This is a genomic window from Tissierella sp. QWL-11 (assembly GCF_058683765.1).
Window position 1 is genome coordinate 2,096,627 of the sequence record NZ_CM178750.1, and the last position, 14,556, is coordinate 2,111,182.

General features: G+C 30.8%; 16 protein-coding genes and 1 riboswitch. All 16 genes read right to left on the reverse strand.

What is annotated here, in order from left to right; all coding sequences use genetic code 11:
* Nucleotides 1-31: 31 nt before the first annotated feature.
* Nucleotides 32-511, reverse strand: a complete 480-nt coding sequence (gene grdA, locus AC4PG3_RS10320; protein ID WP_492196548.1) for a glycine/sarcosine/betaine reductase complex selenoprotein A — start codon at nucleotides 509-511, stop codon at nucleotides 32-34.
* A gap of 36 nt (nucleotides 512-547) precedes the next feature.
* Nucleotides 548-1,834: a glycine/sarcosine/betaine reductase component B subunit gene (locus AC4PG3_RS10325; protein ID WP_492196549.1), complete on the reverse strand. Its 1,287-nt coding sequence runs from the start codon at nucleotides 1,832-1,834 to the stop codon at nucleotides 548-550.
* A gap of 57 nt (nucleotides 1,835-1,891) precedes the next feature.
* Nucleotides 1,892-2,209, reverse strand: coding sequence for a thioredoxin TrxA (trxA, locus tag AC4PG3_RS10330; protein WP_492196550.1), 318 nt, complete (start codon nucleotides 2,207-2,209; stop codon nucleotides 1,892-1,894).
* Between the two features lie 18 nt (nucleotides 2,210-2,227).
* Nucleotides 2,228-3,163 carry a thioredoxin-disulfide reductase gene (gene trxB / locus AC4PG3_RS10335; RefSeq protein WP_492198224.1) on the reverse strand — a complete coding sequence of 312 codons (936 nt, stop codon included), beginning with the start codon at nucleotides 3,161-3,163 and terminating at the stop codon, nucleotides 2,228-2,230.
* A 201-nt stretch (nucleotides 3,164-3,364) separates the two neighbouring features.
* A riboswitch (glycine riboswitch) is annotated at nucleotides 3,365-3,462 on the reverse strand.
* Nucleotides 3,463-3,550: 88 nt separating this feature from the next.
* Entirely contained in the window at nucleotides 3,551-3,922 is a 372-nt protein-coding gene (locus tag AC4PG3_RS10340; RefSeq protein WP_492196551.1) for a DUF1622 domain-containing protein, read from the reverse strand.
* 24 nt (nucleotides 3,923-3,946) lie between these two features.
* On the reverse strand, nucleotides 3,947-5,554 hold the full coding sequence (locus AC4PG3_RS10345) for a Na/Pi cotransporter family protein (protein WP_492196552.1): 1,608 nt from the start codon (nucleotides 5,552-5,554) through the stop codon (nucleotides 3,947-3,949).
* 45 nt (nucleotides 5,555-5,599) lie between these two features.
* Nucleotides 5,600-6,067: a tRNA (cytidine(34)-2'-O)-methyltransferase gene (locus tag AC4PG3_RS10350; protein ID WP_492196553.1), complete on the reverse strand. Its 468-nt coding sequence runs from the start codon at nucleotides 6,065-6,067 to the stop codon at nucleotides 5,600-5,602.
* Nucleotides 6,068-6,901 (reverse strand): Cof-type HAD-IIB family hydrolase, encoded by an 834-nt coding sequence (locus tag AC4PG3_RS10355; RefSeq protein WP_492196554.1) that lies wholly within the window; start codon nucleotides 6,899-6,901, stop codon nucleotides 6,068-6,070.
* A gap of 93 nt (nucleotides 6,902-6,994) precedes the next feature.
* Nucleotides 6,995-8,248, reverse strand: a complete 1,254-nt coding sequence (locus AC4PG3_RS10360; protein WP_492196555.1) for an ABC transporter ATP-binding protein — start codon at nucleotides 8,246-8,248, stop codon at nucleotides 6,995-6,997.
* A 32-nt stretch (nucleotides 8,249-8,280) separates the two neighbouring features.
* Nucleotides 8,281-9,327, reverse strand: a complete 1,047-nt coding sequence (locus AC4PG3_RS10365; RefSeq protein WP_492196556.1) for a FecCD family ABC transporter permease — start codon at nucleotides 9,325-9,327, stop codon at nucleotides 8,281-8,283.
* Between the two features lie 11 nt (nucleotides 9,328-9,338).
* On the reverse strand, nucleotides 9,339-10,307 hold the full coding sequence (locus AC4PG3_RS10370) for an ABC transporter substrate-binding protein (RefSeq protein ID WP_492196557.1): 969 nt from the start codon (nucleotides 10,305-10,307) through the stop codon (nucleotides 9,339-9,341).
* A 10-nt stretch (nucleotides 10,308-10,317) separates the two neighbouring features.
* Nucleotides 10,318-10,821, reverse strand: coding sequence for a methylated-DNA--[protein]-cysteine S-methyltransferase (locus AC4PG3_RS10375; RefSeq protein ID WP_492196558.1), 504 nt, complete (start codon nucleotides 10,819-10,821; stop codon nucleotides 10,318-10,320).
* Between the two features lie 16 nt (nucleotides 10,822-10,837).
* Entirely contained in the window at nucleotides 10,838-12,331 is a 1,494-nt protein-coding gene (locus tag AC4PG3_RS10380; RefSeq protein ID WP_492196559.1) for a VanW family protein, read from the reverse strand.
* Nucleotides 12,328-12,969 carry an endonuclease III gene (gene nth / locus AC4PG3_RS10385; RefSeq protein WP_492196560.1) on the reverse strand — a complete coding sequence of 214 codons (642 nt, stop codon included), beginning with the start codon at nucleotides 12,967-12,969 and terminating at the stop codon, nucleotides 12,328-12,330. The genes AC4PG3_RS10380 and nth overlap by 4 nt, the downstream gene beginning before the upstream one ends.
* A 17-nt stretch (nucleotides 12,970-12,986) precedes the next feature.
* Nucleotides 12,987-13,268 carry a DUF503 domain-containing protein gene (locus AC4PG3_RS10390; protein ID WP_492196561.1) on the reverse strand — a complete coding sequence of 94 codons (282 nt, stop codon included), beginning with the start codon at nucleotides 13,266-13,268 and terminating at the stop codon, nucleotides 12,987-12,989.
* A 58-nt stretch (nucleotides 13,269-13,326) separates the two neighbouring features.
* The gene (locus AC4PG3_RS10395; RefSeq protein WP_492196562.1) at nucleotides 13,327-14,514 is read right to left on the reverse strand and encodes a glycine C-acetyltransferase; all 1,188 of its coding nucleotides are present in this window, start codon (nucleotides 14,512-14,514) and stop codon (nucleotides 13,327-13,329) included.
* Nucleotides 14,515-14,556: the final 42 nt, after the last annotated feature.

The window sequence follows — 14,556 nt, forward strand, 5'->3', positions numbered from 1 at the left end:
TATTCCCCTCCTTTCTCATTTTAAGTTCTATTTAATCGTTATATTTTCCGTATTCTTTTCTCATAGAACTAACTTCTTCAATTATTTCATCTACTTCAAGTACCATTTCCATCATACCAATTTGATCTTCGTAAACTTCAGCGTCTACACTTTCTTTAAACTCTGGTTCTACTGCATGATATACTCTAAGTCCCAACGGAACTCCTGCTAATGGACCTGCATAAGTTGGGTCACCTGCAGTTACAGTTTCAGCTGCTAATCCTGCTGCTTCTGCTTCTGCTCCACCGATAACTACGATTATATTTTCTGCACCGTATTTATCAGCTGTTTCTTTAACCCTTTTTTGATTTTCCAAATCCATTGCGCCTGCAGCCGTTCAGACAAAACATTCAGTTGCTGAAAAAACTATCTCTGCAGGTGTGGTCTTTATACATTCTTCCATTGCTGGTCCAGGTATACCATCTCTATCTCCGATGATCATAACTTTTTTGTCAGCGTCGAATATAGACATATTTCCACATCCTCTCTCTATTTTATTTATTATATATTATTTTGTCTTTGCAGACATTTTGTTAAAGCCTAATTCATTTGTTGCTCCAGTGATAGCTTGGATTTCAACAGTAATTTCTCCTGTCTTATCTAAACTACCATCAAATCCACCAGCTATTATATCTGTATAATCTAAACTTCCTATGACCTTATCAAGTTTAGGTAATGTTATTACTTCATTTGCATTACCTCCAGTTACAACAGCATCTGCTAGAGGATCAGCATCTGCTAGAGACTGACTTGCCCCATCTCTTCCTGCATATTCATCAGTTATTATAACTGTCTTAATACCTTTTTTCTCAATTTTTTTACAATTCATAATAAGATCTGTATCAGGATTACCAAATCCCTCTTGAGAAATCACAACACCATCTAAATTTAAAAATTCTGCTAATTTTGCTGTCCAATCTGAAGATCTTTCTTTATCTGCAAGATATACGTTTTCGTTTGTAATTATAACTCCAACGAAGTTTAATTCCTTGCCATGTTTTTCAAATAGGTCATGAACCACAGGATTGTTTAGATGATGATAAGTTGTATTTTTATCACATGCAGATACACAGTTACCACTTAATATAGCTCCATCCATTATTTCAGTTGGATATAGTATTGTAGGAACTATCTGCTTTGCATCTACTCCATATACATAGGTATCATGAAGTAATCCCTGAGATTGAAGCATTTGCACATACGCTACCTTAGGTAAATCTTTGTATTTATTTATCTGTTCTAAAAGTGGTAGTGTTTCAAATACTTCTACATTATCAGGTTCAATATCTTTTGCAGCTTGTGCTAGATAATTAGCAGCTTTAAAGCCTGCAAATCTAACAGCTCTTTCATGATCATGAGCTTTTAAGCCTTCAACAGGTTCACAAATTAAAACTAAATTGTTTAATTTTGAAAATGGAGTATATTCAGCTCCAACTCCTGTCATATCAATTATACCCTCTTGGAAACCTACTATCTTACCTGTAGTTACTACTGCTGCTCCCTTTAATACATTAGTCTTTCCAGAACCTACAGTTTCCACCTTTGATAACACCCCTGGAAATATACCTCCAGGACCTTCAGTTTTAACTCTTGGTTCAATAACATCTTTTACTGGAGTAATCCTAATACTTTCACCAGGTCTTGCAATTTCTACGTCTACAAATGAAAGATGCTCATCTTCTTTTATAAGATTTATCAATTCTTCTTTATTTACATGAAGCACCCCATTATCAATTTTGGTTTCTTCACCAAATTGAATGTTTTTAATTAGCACTTGGCCTAATTCTAGACGCATAATTTCACCTCCCCATATACAGTTATATTTTAAATCTGGTTTTCCAGAATTAAAACCTTAAGCATACTTCTTAATCATTTCTTCTACTGAATTTTTGTTTGCTTTATCTGCTACTACTGAATCAACTTTTTCCCCATCTTTATATATTGCTATAACTGGTAAACCCAGTACTTTTTGTCCAATAGCCACTCTTCTTGCTTTTGTAATGTCTAAAGATGCAAATTTAATACTGCTTCCATATTCTTCTTCAAAATTTTCTACATGTGGCATTAAGGCTTTGCATGGTTCACAACTTGGACTCCAAAAATCTACTAATACATATCCACTAGATTTTAAAACTTCCTCTTCAAAATTTTCTTTGTTTAACTCTAACATACTAAATCCCTCCAATTATTATTCTTCAAAATTATTTTCTATATACTTCTCAGCTTGAACAGCTGCTATTGCCCCATCAGCAGTTGCAGTTACAACTTGTCTTAAGGATTTAATTCTATTATCTCCTGCTGCAAATACGCCTTCTATGTTTGTCTTCATATTATCGTCTGTAACTATATAGTTTCTTTCCATTTCTATCATATCTTTAAATAAATCTGTAGCTGGTAAGTACCCTACAAATACAAATAGTCCAAAAGCTCCATCTTCTTCATCAGGGAAGATTTCTTTTTCTTCCTCTGTTTTTAGATTTTTAACTACAAAGGATTCTAACATTCCGTCTCCCTTAATCTCTGTAATTACAGTATCAAACATAAAATCTATTTTTTCATTTTTAAAGGCTTTTTCTTGTATGGATTTAGCTGCTCTTAGTTCATCTCTACGATGTATAATAGTTACTTTCTTAGCAAATTTAGTTAAAAATATTGCTTCTTCAACAGCTGAGTCTCCTCCACCCATTACATATACTTCTAAATCTTCAAAGAATGCCCCATCACAAGTAGCACAATATGAAACGCCTCTTCCTGTAAGCTCCCTTTCACCTGGTACTCCTAGTGTCCTTGGCACAGCCCCTGTAGCTATAATAACTGTTTTAGCTTGATACGTCTCTTCTCCTGTTTTAACAATTTTAATCTTTTCGCTCAAATCTACTTCTGTAACTTTTCCTGAAATTCTTTTGGCTCCAAATTTTTCTACTTGTTCTGCCATCCTCTTTACTAGACTAGGTCCTGTGTCTCCTTCTATTGCTCCAGGATAGTTTTCAACCTCGTCAGTCGTAGCTATTTGTCCGCCATCTGTATCTTTCTCAATTATTAGTGTATTTAATCTAGCCCTAGCAGCATATAATCCTGCGGATAATCCTGCTGGTCCCGCTCCTATAATTATTACATCATAAATCATAAAATTCCTCCTTAATTACTTTATATATAATTTTAATATACTCATCTCAATATTCTTACCCATTTTTCTGATTTCTAACTATAAAACTATAAAAAAACAGAGTAAATAGAACTTAGCCTATTTACTCTGTTTTTTTACCTGAGAGATTCCCCAATAATTATGGCTTGCTCCTTCGGTGCTTTTAGCTTTCCAGAGTTCTGTCAAAATACGGTCCTTTTACCTGAGATTTTCCATATAGTTTGCAAAACTATATGTTCTTCCTTCGGTGCTTTAAAAGTCTCTCCCATATTTATCATCCAATTTATTGTTATTCATTTAACATTGTATCTTCATTATAACTTAACTTTAAATAATATTCAATATATTTCTATTATTTTGTTAAAATTATTTATTTATTTCTATATCTATATCACAAATATCTGTGTCTTTTATATTTTTAGCTCCACTTTTAAGTTCCCAGTGTAATACAAAACTTAGTACCACTCTAAGTATGGCTACTGATGCAAGAATTACAAATTCATCTAGAGTTCTTATTACTACAGTTTTTATTATCTCTGCAGCTAATTTAAATTCTAAACTAAGAGACATTGCCTTTGCAAAGTCAATAGCTACATAATCATCCTTAAAATCAAATCCATTTTTAAAAAACTTTATTACCCCTCTTATAGCTGCTATGGTAATTATAGTAACCCCTATTAGTTCTAAAACACTAGTAATATAAGGTATAATCATTTCTAAATAATGTTCTACTATCAACAATCTCTCTCCTCTTTAAAGTAATTATTTTTTGAATTTATCTAATACAGTCATGACTACATTTACTGAATGATCTGCTACTCTCTCAAGATTGCTAAGAGCATCTAAGAAAAGTATTCCTGGCTCTGTCTGACAATCTTTTTTATTTAATCTGTCAATATGCTCAGCCCTATTTCTACTTTCTATTTCATCTACTTCATCTTCTAAGACTAATACTCTATTTGCTAAATCAAAATCGGTATTTGTAAATGCTAAAATAGATTTGTTATAGGTCTCTTCACATTTATCAAACATCTCATGAAGCCCATTTATTGCCTCATTACTAAAGTATAAGCTCTTTTCTTCTTTTAATTGAGCTAATTCTGTTAAGTTTTCTACATGGTCTCCTACTCTTTCTATATCATTTATAATATATAATAGATTATTTACTTCTTGATGCTGTTCATCAGATAATGTGGCATTTGATAACTGGACTAAATAATGAGTTATTTCTCTTTCTATTTTATTTATTAGAGCTTCTCTTTCTAATATATTTTCTATCCCTTCATAATTTTCATCTGCTAATACCTCTCTAGATTTAGCAAGATTTTCAGCTACTAACTCTCCCATTCTTAATACTTCTTTATTGGCTTGACCTAAAGCTATGGAAGGAGTTTCTATAATTCTTTCATCTAGATATATAGCTGCTTCTATACTTGGAACCTCTTCTCCCTTTACTAAGAACTCTGCAGCTTTTACAAGATATTTAGCAAATGGGAACTGAATTACAACATTTATTAAATTAAATATAGTATGTGCATTTGCAATTTGAGCTTTTATATTATTAGGCGTAATTAATAGTACTAACCATTCTATAGGTTTCCAAAGAATAGTCATAAAGATAATAGTTCCTACTAAATTGAATAAAAAATGTATTATAGCTGCTCTTTTAGCTGTCTTATTTGCACCTATACTAGACAAAAGTGCAGTTGTAGTAGTACCTATATTCTGCCCAAACAAAATCGGAAAAGCTATATGTACACCTATTAATCCTTCTCCTGCAAGAGCCTGTAGAAGTCCTATGGAAGCACTACTGCTTTGTACTATAGTAGTCAATAGTAATCCTGCTAAAGCTCCTAATATCGGATTATTTAAACTAGTCATTATATTTGAAAAGGCTTCAAGCTCTGCTAATGGCTTTAATCCTTTTCCCATCATATCCATACCTATAAAAAGAATTCCAAAACCTATTAATATCTCTGCTATATTATTAATTTTTTCTTTAGATGAAAATATAAACAAAGCTACACCTATAGCCACAGCTATTGGAGCATATTCTGCAACATTTAAAGCTATAATTTGAGAAGTAATTGTAGTACCTAGGTTTGCTCCCATTATTACTCCAGTTGCTTGCCCTAAAGTCATAAGGCCAGCATTTACAAATCCTATAACCATTACTGTAGTAGCACTACTACTTTGAACTAATACTGTTACTACAGCACCTACAATAACCCCCATAAATCTATTAGTAGTTAAAACTTCTATCAATCTATTTAAGCGTCTGCCTGCAACTTTTTCTAAGCCGGCTCCCATTATATTCATACCATATAAGAATAGGGCCAATCCACCAATTATAGGTAAAACATTATTCATCTTAATCCTCCTAGTTTTTCTTTAGTCTATATGTGGAATTTAAAATTAATCTAAAAAAGGAAAATCTAACTGTCTCAGAGCTTCATAAAGAATTATATTTGCTGAATTAGATAGATTAAGAGATCTTTTTATATCTCTTTTCATAGGGATTTTTATGGCTTTATCCATATTGTCCTTTAGTATTTCTTCAGATAAGCCCTTTGTTTCTTTCCCAAACACAAAAAAGCTATTATCCTTATATGAGAAATCACTATGAAAGTTTTCAGCTTTAGTTGTTGCATAATAAAAGTCTCCATTTGGATATTTATCTTTTAATTCATCAAAGCTATCATAATAATTTATATCTACTAAATGCCAATAGTCAAGTCCTGCCCTTTTTAAATATTTATCATCTACCCTAAAACCTAAAGGTCTTACTAAATGTAATCGAGTATTTGTAAGTGCACAAGTCCTTGCTATGCTCCCTGTATTATGGGGTATCTCTGGTTCTACTAAAACTATATTTAAAGACATCTAGATTTCATCTCCTGTTTCAAGTATATACTTCTCTATTACCTTGGCAACTCCATCTTCGTCATTACTATGGGTAATAATATCTGCGTGTTTTTTAGTTTTTTCTACTGCATTTCCCATAGCTACTCCAAGTCCTGCATAATTTAACATAGAAATATCATTTTCATTATCTCCTATTGCTATTATCTCTTCCTTTGAGATATCTAATCTATTTGACAGATAATCTAGTCCATAACCTTTTGAAACTTCCATATCCATTACTTCAATATTATTTTCCCAGGAACTACATACATTTATCCCGTTTATTAGTTTCATTTTTTCTCTTAAGAATTTTAATTTATCTATATCTGTATCAATAAATAAAAATTTACACACTTCTATATTATTGTCAAATATCTCTTTTGAATCTTTAAATATATTCATTCTTATTTGTTTTTTTTCATCTTTTGTATTAGGATCATTATAAAATTTTATGATATCTTCAATATGCACATTTGAATATAAATCTGTATCGCTATAAAAATGATAATATATATCATGCTTTTTACCTAATTCCATTATGTCTTTTGCAATATCTATATTAATACTTTTTTTATATATAATATTTTGATTTTCATCTGTTATTACTGCTCCATTGCAAGATATTATAGGATTTCCAAGTGCTAAACTTTCAGAATAATTTATAGCTGATTTAAGTATTCTTCCAGTTGATAAAACTATTTCCACTCCCTTCTTTTTAGCATTTTGAATTGCCTCATTAGTTCTTTTACTTATTTGATTTTCACTATTTAATAAGGTACCATCCATATCAATAGCTACCAACTTATAATTCAATTAAATCCTCCTTTAAATAGTCCCAATTTAATATACCATAAATTAAAGGAAATTCAAATTAAAAAAATAAGGTTCTAATGAAAATAGTAAACCTTATTTTAGTAAATCGATTTCCTCCATTACTTCTCCTATATTGTACTTTATTTTCATTCCTTTTTGTTCCATTTCTCTTAATATCTTCATACCCTCACCCTTAGTATAATCTATATTTAGATTATGGTTTTTCAAATAAAAAACTTCCTTTCCATTTTCCAAGGCTTTTTTTGCTGCAAGTAAGTTTTTTAAATTGCCTGTCCCTATGGGCATATCAGTTATTACAACTATATCAGAATCTAGTACAAAATCTATATTTTCCAAATGAGCTTCTTCACTTATTTTAGTAAAGGGAGATTCTTCTACTATTCTTAGGTTTAAACTCTTAGCATGTTCCCAATCACTATCACCTACATTTAGAACTCCTAAAGAAAGTGAAAATCCTTCTCTATAAAATCTGTTTATTACCTCTGATGCAGTTCCCCCTCCAGATATTATGTGTACTTTATGGGATTGAGATGGCTTTGTCCTTTTCTTAATATTTATAGGTGTAAGGTATAGGGAATTTGTGTATTTGTTTTTTTCTATAATTGTATTTATATTATAAGACTTTTCTATGTTTTTAATGCTTATGACTTCATCTGCCATTCCTTTACTTAATATCTTTCCATCTTTTAAAAGTATAAGTTCATCAGAGTATCTAGCTGCTAAATTTATATCGTGTATAACCAGGATTATAGTAGTCTTCTCTCTTTCATTTAACTCTTTTAAAAGATCTAATATCTCTATTTGATGATTTATATCTAAGCTTGATGTTGGTTCATCTAATAAAATGATCTGTGATTTTTGAGCTAAGGCCTTTGATATTATAACCCTTTGTCTTTCTCCACCTGAAAGTTCATTTATATATCTTTTTCTAAGATCAATAGTATTAGTCATTTTAAGAGAATCTCTCACTATAGTATAATCTTCTTCGCTTTCTTTTTGAAATCTAGTTTTATAAGGATATCTTCCCATAAGAACTATATCTTCTACTGTAAAATTATAATCTATTTGTGTGTTTTGAGGTACTAAAGCCATTTTTTTGGCGAGTTCTTTTTTCTTAAAATTATTTATATCTTTACCATTGACCTTTATATTTCCTCTATTTGGAGTATATATATTGTTTAAAGTCTTTAATAAGGTGGATTTTCCAGAACCATTTGGACCTATTATACTTGTGAAACTTCCTTTTTTGATATTAAATGATACACTATTTAATACTAAATCATTGTCAAATCCAAATTCTATATTTTTTGCCTCTAAAGCATACATCGAATTCCACCTCTGTTTTCTAAATTGAATCTTTATAGATTTTTTCTTGATTTTAAAAGATATATAAAAAATGGTCCTCCAAATAATGCGGTTATTATACCTACAGGGATTTCCGTTGGAGATATTAAAGTTCTAGCCATAGTATCAGCAAATATCATAAATATCCCTCCAAATAATGCAGATGCAGGAAGAAGTATTCTATGATCTGGTCCTATTAAAATCCTTACAATATGAGGAATTATAAGACCTACAAATCCTATTATTCCACTTACAGAAACAACTAAAGAAGTAATAAGTGTCCCAAGAACTAATATATATATCTTTGTCTTTTCCACATCTACTCCTAAACTCTGAGCAGATTCTTCACCAGTTAACATTATATTTAGATCCTTAGCAAAATAATTTAAAAGTAACATAACTAGTATCACAGGTATTGCTATAGATTTTACTGGAGCCCAACCTTTGCCTGATAGACTTCCTAGAGTCCAATAAATTATCTTTGTCATATCCTTATTGTATAAAACCATTAAAAAACTCATTATTGAAGTGAAAAACTGTCCTGTGGCAACCCCTGCTAATAGTAAATATGTAACTGGAATCTTATTTTTAACTTTAGCAATATTATATACTATGGTCACAGCAAGAAGTGCCCCTAAAAATGAAAATACAGTTATTATAGGTATATTAAAAATATTTATATCTAGTTTTAATATAATAGCTACAGCTGCACCTAAAGCTGCTCCAGATGATATACCTATGACATATGGATCTGCCATGGGATTTTTAAACATACCTTGAAAAGCAGCGCCAGCAGTAGAAAGACTGGCGCCTACAAGAACTCCCAATATAACCCTAGGTAATCTTATATTCCAAATAATAGTATCTAAGGTTGTAGATATATCCCTTGTATCAATTTTATTTTTCAAAAATGGTATTTTTGACCCTATTATTTTAAATGTATTAATTGGATTTACATCTGCTGTTCCAATTGTTGAAAATACTCCAATTGAAATTATCAATAGTAAAAATAAAACTATTATTGTAATACTATATACATTTTTATTTAAAGTTTTTTTCATAAAATCCCAACTTATTTAAATATTTCCGGATGTATTGATTTTGCTACTATTTCAAGTGCTTCTACTATCCTTGGTCCAGGTCTTGAGGTTATATTTCCATCTAACAGATAGATATTTCCCTGTTTTATAGCAGTTATCCCTTCATATCCTGGTCTATCTTCTATTGTCTCTTTAGTTTTTTCTGGTAAATCATTAGAAGTTAAATAAACTTCTGGATCTTTTTCTATAAGAGCTTCTAAATCATAATTGGAATATGCTCCTTCTGCATCTGATGCTATATTAATACCTCCAGAAAGAGTAATTAATTCATCCATAAAAGAGCCTGGTCCTGCAGCCATTAGTGGTTCATGCCATATCTCATAAAACACTCTCTTTTTTTCTAAACCTTCTACTTTTTTCACTATCTCATCTCGCTTGTTTTCCATATCTGTTATGATTTCGTCTGCTTGTTTTTCTGTATTTGTAATTTGGCCTATTTTTTTAATTGTTTGTATTACTTCATCTATAGTCTCAGGCTCAAATCCTAATACTTTTATTCCTGCTTCTTTTAATCTTGACAATTCTTCATTGTCTGTAAAACCATAATTTAAAACTAAATCTGGCTCTAATTCTATAATTCTTTCTAAATTTATTCCTTGGACATCCCCGATTTTATCTTTTTCTAGTGCGGCCTCTGGGTAGTCAGCAAAGGAAGTAACTCCTACTATCTTTTCATCTAATCCAAGTGCAAATAATATTTCTGTATGACTTGGAGCTAGAGAGATTATTCTATTTGGTTCTTCTTCAATAGTCCACTCTTCTCCAAATCCATCTTCAACCTTTAATGGATATAAATCTGAAGTTTCATCTACTATTTCTTCTTTTTCATTTGTATCTTCTTCTAATTTACCTGAATCATCTTCCTTACTACAAGCTACTCCTATTGAAAATATAATTGCAATAACAAGTATCATAGATACTCTTTTGATATATTTCTCCATTTTATCTCTCCTAAGCTTTTTGTGTATCTTTCTTCTCTAAGTTTAATAGTTTTTCTTTTAAATCTATTCCTCCACCAAATCCAGTCAAGTTTCCATTACTCCCTATTACTCTATGGCAAGGTATCACTATACTAATAGGGTTTTTATTCAAGGCCCCTCCTGCTGCTCTATAAGCCTTAGGGTTTCCTATCCTATTTGCCATTTCTTTATAAGTTATAGTTTCTCCATATGGAATATTTAGAAGTTCCTTCCAAACCCTATTTTGAAAAGGAGTCCCAAAGAATTTTACCGGTATGGAAAACTCTTTTAATTCACCATTTAAATATTTTTTTATCTGTTCTGTATATCCATAATTTTCATCTACAACTTTTGAAATTTCACCAATATTTTTGTTTATATATTTTTCTATTCTCTTATTTCTTTCTCCATTAAAGGAGAGTCCATATAAAAAATTGGAATCAAAATATATATTTATATCACAAATATTAGTTTGAAATGTATAAAAACTTACCATGGTAAACCTCCTAGGATTAAGGGTTTTGTTCTATAGGATCTAATGAAATATTTTCATCTTCTACTTTTTGTGATTGTTCTTGTTTAGTTTCTTCTGTTTGATCTTGTTTTGGAGCCATTGTTTCTTGGGACTGTTCAGGCTCTTGTGGTTCTGGTTCTATTTTCGGTTTTTCAGGAACTTTAGGTCCATGTTTTACAATATGCTGTCTTTCTCTATAGTAATCTGAGTTTATTTGCTTTGAACTTATTACTTTTCCATTTTTTACAATGGATTTATAAGTCTTTGACTTATATCCATTTCTTCCTTGTTGTACTACTTCTCTAGCTCCAGGTGCCATTGTTTCATCTAATACTTCCTTTGTAGTAAAGGGTCTAAAATCTACTACTTCTTCACTTATTTTAACTTTATAATCTCTAGATAGAGCATCTCCATACACGTAGAAATATACCCTAGTACCTACCACTTTAGAAGTCATATATATAGGATAGTCAAAGTCATTTCTAAATTTTAAATCTAAATATCCAGAGGCAACTGCTGCATCTCTTCCAAAGTTTACATAATTTGGTGGAATTGAATGAGGTGACCTTTCTGTTATAGTCAAGTCCGCAAGTAAAAGGGTATTATACAGAGTGGTAGATGTCTGACATACTCCACCACCTAATCCTGGTACTAATTCTCCTCCAACTATTACTGGTGCTTCTTTATATCCATACTCTTTTCGCTTCGGTCCAGTAATCTCATTGTATGATACCTCTTGCCCAGGATGAATTAATAGATTGTTAAATGCCCTAGCTGAAAGCTTTATATTTTCAATCCTACCGCTAGAACTTCCTTTAAATGAAGTCGAATATTCTCCTAATAATCCATTTACCCTACTATAATAATCTTCTGTATATTTTGGATTTATTATTTCTGTGGGTATATTTATATCCTTTAGTTCAACTATGTTTTCTTCTATCAAATTTGTAAGCTCATCTTTTTTTACACTTATACCTGTTTGTTCAGGGCTTACGGTAAAAGTCCCATTAGCAAAATTAATTTTTGCATCTACTGCTTCTTGATTTATTTCCTCGGCAATCTTTTCAACCTCTGCCACAATTTTACTTTCACTATAATCATGTTCTAAGGGTATTCTATAGTTTTCATTTTTTATCTTCTTAATCTCTCCATATCTAGTAAATGGATTCCCTGTTCTGGCTACTTCATATGCTTTTTCTACTGCCTGACTGTAATTATAACTAAAACCTATATCATTTAATGATAAACTATACTCTATATCACCATGGCTTAAATTCAAGGATTTGTCCTTTAATTCTTGTGTTTTTTCTTTCTCTATATATTTTAAGGCTTCTTCCTTTGTCATTTTACCTACATCATATTCTTCTATATAAATTCCTTCATATATAGTATCTATATTTACAACATTTTCATAGAAATAGTAAGCTGTTCCTGATAATACACCTAGTATAATAATTACTGAGGCAATTATCCATAAAGTCTTTTTTTTCATCTATCTACCTCATTTCTATAATAGATACAATACTCTGTTAATGGACATTTATCACACATTGGCTTTCTAGATTTGCATATTCTTCTACCATGGAATATCAATAAATGATGTGCTTTAGTCCACATGTCTTTAGGGATATTTTCCATTAAATCCTTCTCTGTGTCAAGTACATTTTTACTATCTGCAATACCTATTCTATTTGAAACTCTAAATACATGGGTATCTACTGCAATGGCAGGAACCCCATATGCATTACTAGCTACCACATTGGCAGTTTTTCTTCCAACACCTGGTAGTTTCATGAGTTCATCTATATCTCCAGGGACTTCTTCATTATATTTTTCAATTAAAATTTTACTTGTCTCCAATATGCTCTTACTTTTGTTTTTATAAAAACCACAGCTATATATCATTTTCCCGAGTTCAGCTTCACTTAATTTGACAAAATCCTTTGGAGTATTATATTTTTTAAACAATTCTCCTGTAATTTTATTTACTCTTACATCTGTACATTGGGCTGATAAAATAGTTGCTACTAAAAGTTCAAAAGGAGTAGTAAAATCTAATTCAGCTTTTGCATCAGGATAAGTTTTTAAAAGTATCTGAATTACTCTATCTATTTGTTTTTGGTCTAACATTATTTTTCTCTTTCTCCCTATAGTATTTCTATATTATAATCAATTATTTCAACTCTACCATCCATATCTATAAAGTTTATAACTTTATTTATTATTTTATTTGCATATACAGTGTCATTAGTAACACATGCAAAACCTATTATGGCACTTTTTAAGCTATCATTTAAATCTATTTCTGCAATAGATATATTAAATCTATTTTTTAATCTTTCTATTATACTTTTAATAATATGCCTTTTATATTTTAAAGAATCTGATTCAAATATCATCAATTCTAATGAACAAGTACCTATTATCACTAGATCACCTCAAAACATTTGAGATTCTTCATAGAGAAGAATCTCATCTAATTTAATTTTATAATATATTCATTTCTTCTCCTACTTTTTTAAATACTTCTACGGCTCTATCTAATTGATCTTTAGTATGAGCAGCACTAATCATACATCTAACTCTACCTGTACCTTTTGGAACTGTTGGAAATACTATACCTGATACAAAGACTCCATTTTCTAAGAGCTTTCTACTAAATTCCATAGTCTTTGCCTCATCGCCTATTATAACTGGAGTTATTGGAGTTTTACTATTTCCAGTATTAAATCCTAATTCTCCTAATTTTTTCTTAAAGTGATCTGCATTATCCCATAGTCTTTCAGTGTACTCAGTAGATTCCATTAGCATTTTAAGAGCTTCAGTTATAGCTCCGATTACTGCCGGTGGTAGAGATGTACTAAATAGTACAGGTCTTGCTCTATGGCTTAGCCACTCATACATTGTATTTGAACCTGCTACATATCCTCCTATTACTCCTATCGCTTTAGATAATGTACCCATACTAAAGTCTACCCTTCCATGAAGGTCAAAGTGATCCACTGTACCCCTTCCACTTTCTCCTAAGACTCCAGATCCATGTGCATCATCTACATAAGTCATAGCTTCATATTTTTCTGCTAAGTTTACTATATCTGGTAGGTTTGCTATATCCCCATCCATACTAAATACACCATCTGTAATAATTAACATTCTTTTGTATTTATCTCTATTTTCTTTTAAAACTTGTTCTAAGCTATCCATGTCACTATGTTTATATATAGCTTTATCAGCTCTTGAAAGTCTACTTCCATCTATTATAGATGCATGATTTAATTCATCAGATATTATGATATCTCCCTTTTCAGTAATTGCTTGGATTGTCCCAGCATTACAGTTAAATCCTGATTGAAATAAAAATGCTCTTTCTTCTCTTTTAAATTCTGCTAAAACTTTTTCTAATTCCTCATGTATATCCATATTTCCAACTATAGTTCTTACAGCACCTGAACCTACACCATACTCTTCTACTGCTTTTATTGCAGCTTTTTTAAGTCTTGGGTGATTTGAAAATCCTAAATAATTGTTTGCAGAAAGATTTATTACCTTTTTCCCATTTAGTATTATTTCGGGTTCATTTGGAGTCTCTAAGACCGGGAGTTTTCTGTATACCCCACCATCTTTTAATTCTTGAATCTTTTCCTTTAAAAATTTTAATTCATGAACATTTTCCACAATTATCCCTCCTAAATTTATAGATAAATATATTATAACATA

What these genes read in the sequence shown, in the direction of transcription:
- trxA (WP_492196550.1), bottom strand. Translation starts at nt 2,209, where the DNA reads ATGTTAGAGTTAAACAAAGAAAATTTTGAAGAGGAAGTTTTAAAATCT.
- AC4PG3_RS10345 (WP_492196552.1), bottom strand. Translation starts at nt 5,554, where the DNA reads ATGAATAATGTTTTACCTATAATTGGTGGATTGGCCCTATTCTTATAT.
- AC4PG3_RS10380 (WP_492196559.1), bottom strand. Translation starts at nt 12,331, where the DNA reads ATGAAAAAAAAGACTTTATGGATAATTGCCTCAGTAATTATTATACTA.
- AC4PG3_RS10350 (WP_492196553.1), bottom strand. Translation starts at nt 6,067, where the DNA reads ATGTCTTTAAATATAGTTTTAGTAGAACCAGAGATACCCCATAATACA.
- AC4PG3_RS10365 (WP_492196556.1), bottom strand. Translation starts at nt 9,327, where the DNA reads ATGAAAAAAACTTTAAATAAAAATGTATATAGTATTACAATAATAGTT.
- AC4PG3_RS10360 (WP_492196555.1), bottom strand. Translation starts at nt 8,248, where the DNA reads ATGTATGCTTTAGAGGCAAAAAATATAGAATTTGGATTTGACAATGAT.
- AC4PG3_RS10325 (WP_492196549.1), bottom strand. Translation starts at nt 1,834, where the DNA reads ATGCGTCTAGAATTAGGCCAAGTGCTAATTAAAAACATTCAATTTGGT.
- AC4PG3_RS10375 (WP_492196558.1), bottom strand. Translation starts at nt 10,821, where the DNA reads ATGGTAAGTTTTTATACATTTCAAACTAATATTTGTGATATAAATATA.
- nth (WP_492196560.1), bottom strand. Translation starts at nt 12,969, where the DNA reads ATGTTAGACCAAAAACAAATAGATAGAGTAATTCAGATACTTTTAAAA.
- AC4PG3_RS10370 (WP_492196557.1), bottom strand. Translation starts at nt 10,307, where the DNA reads ATGGAGAAATATATCAAAAGAGTATCTATGATACTTGTTATTGCAATT.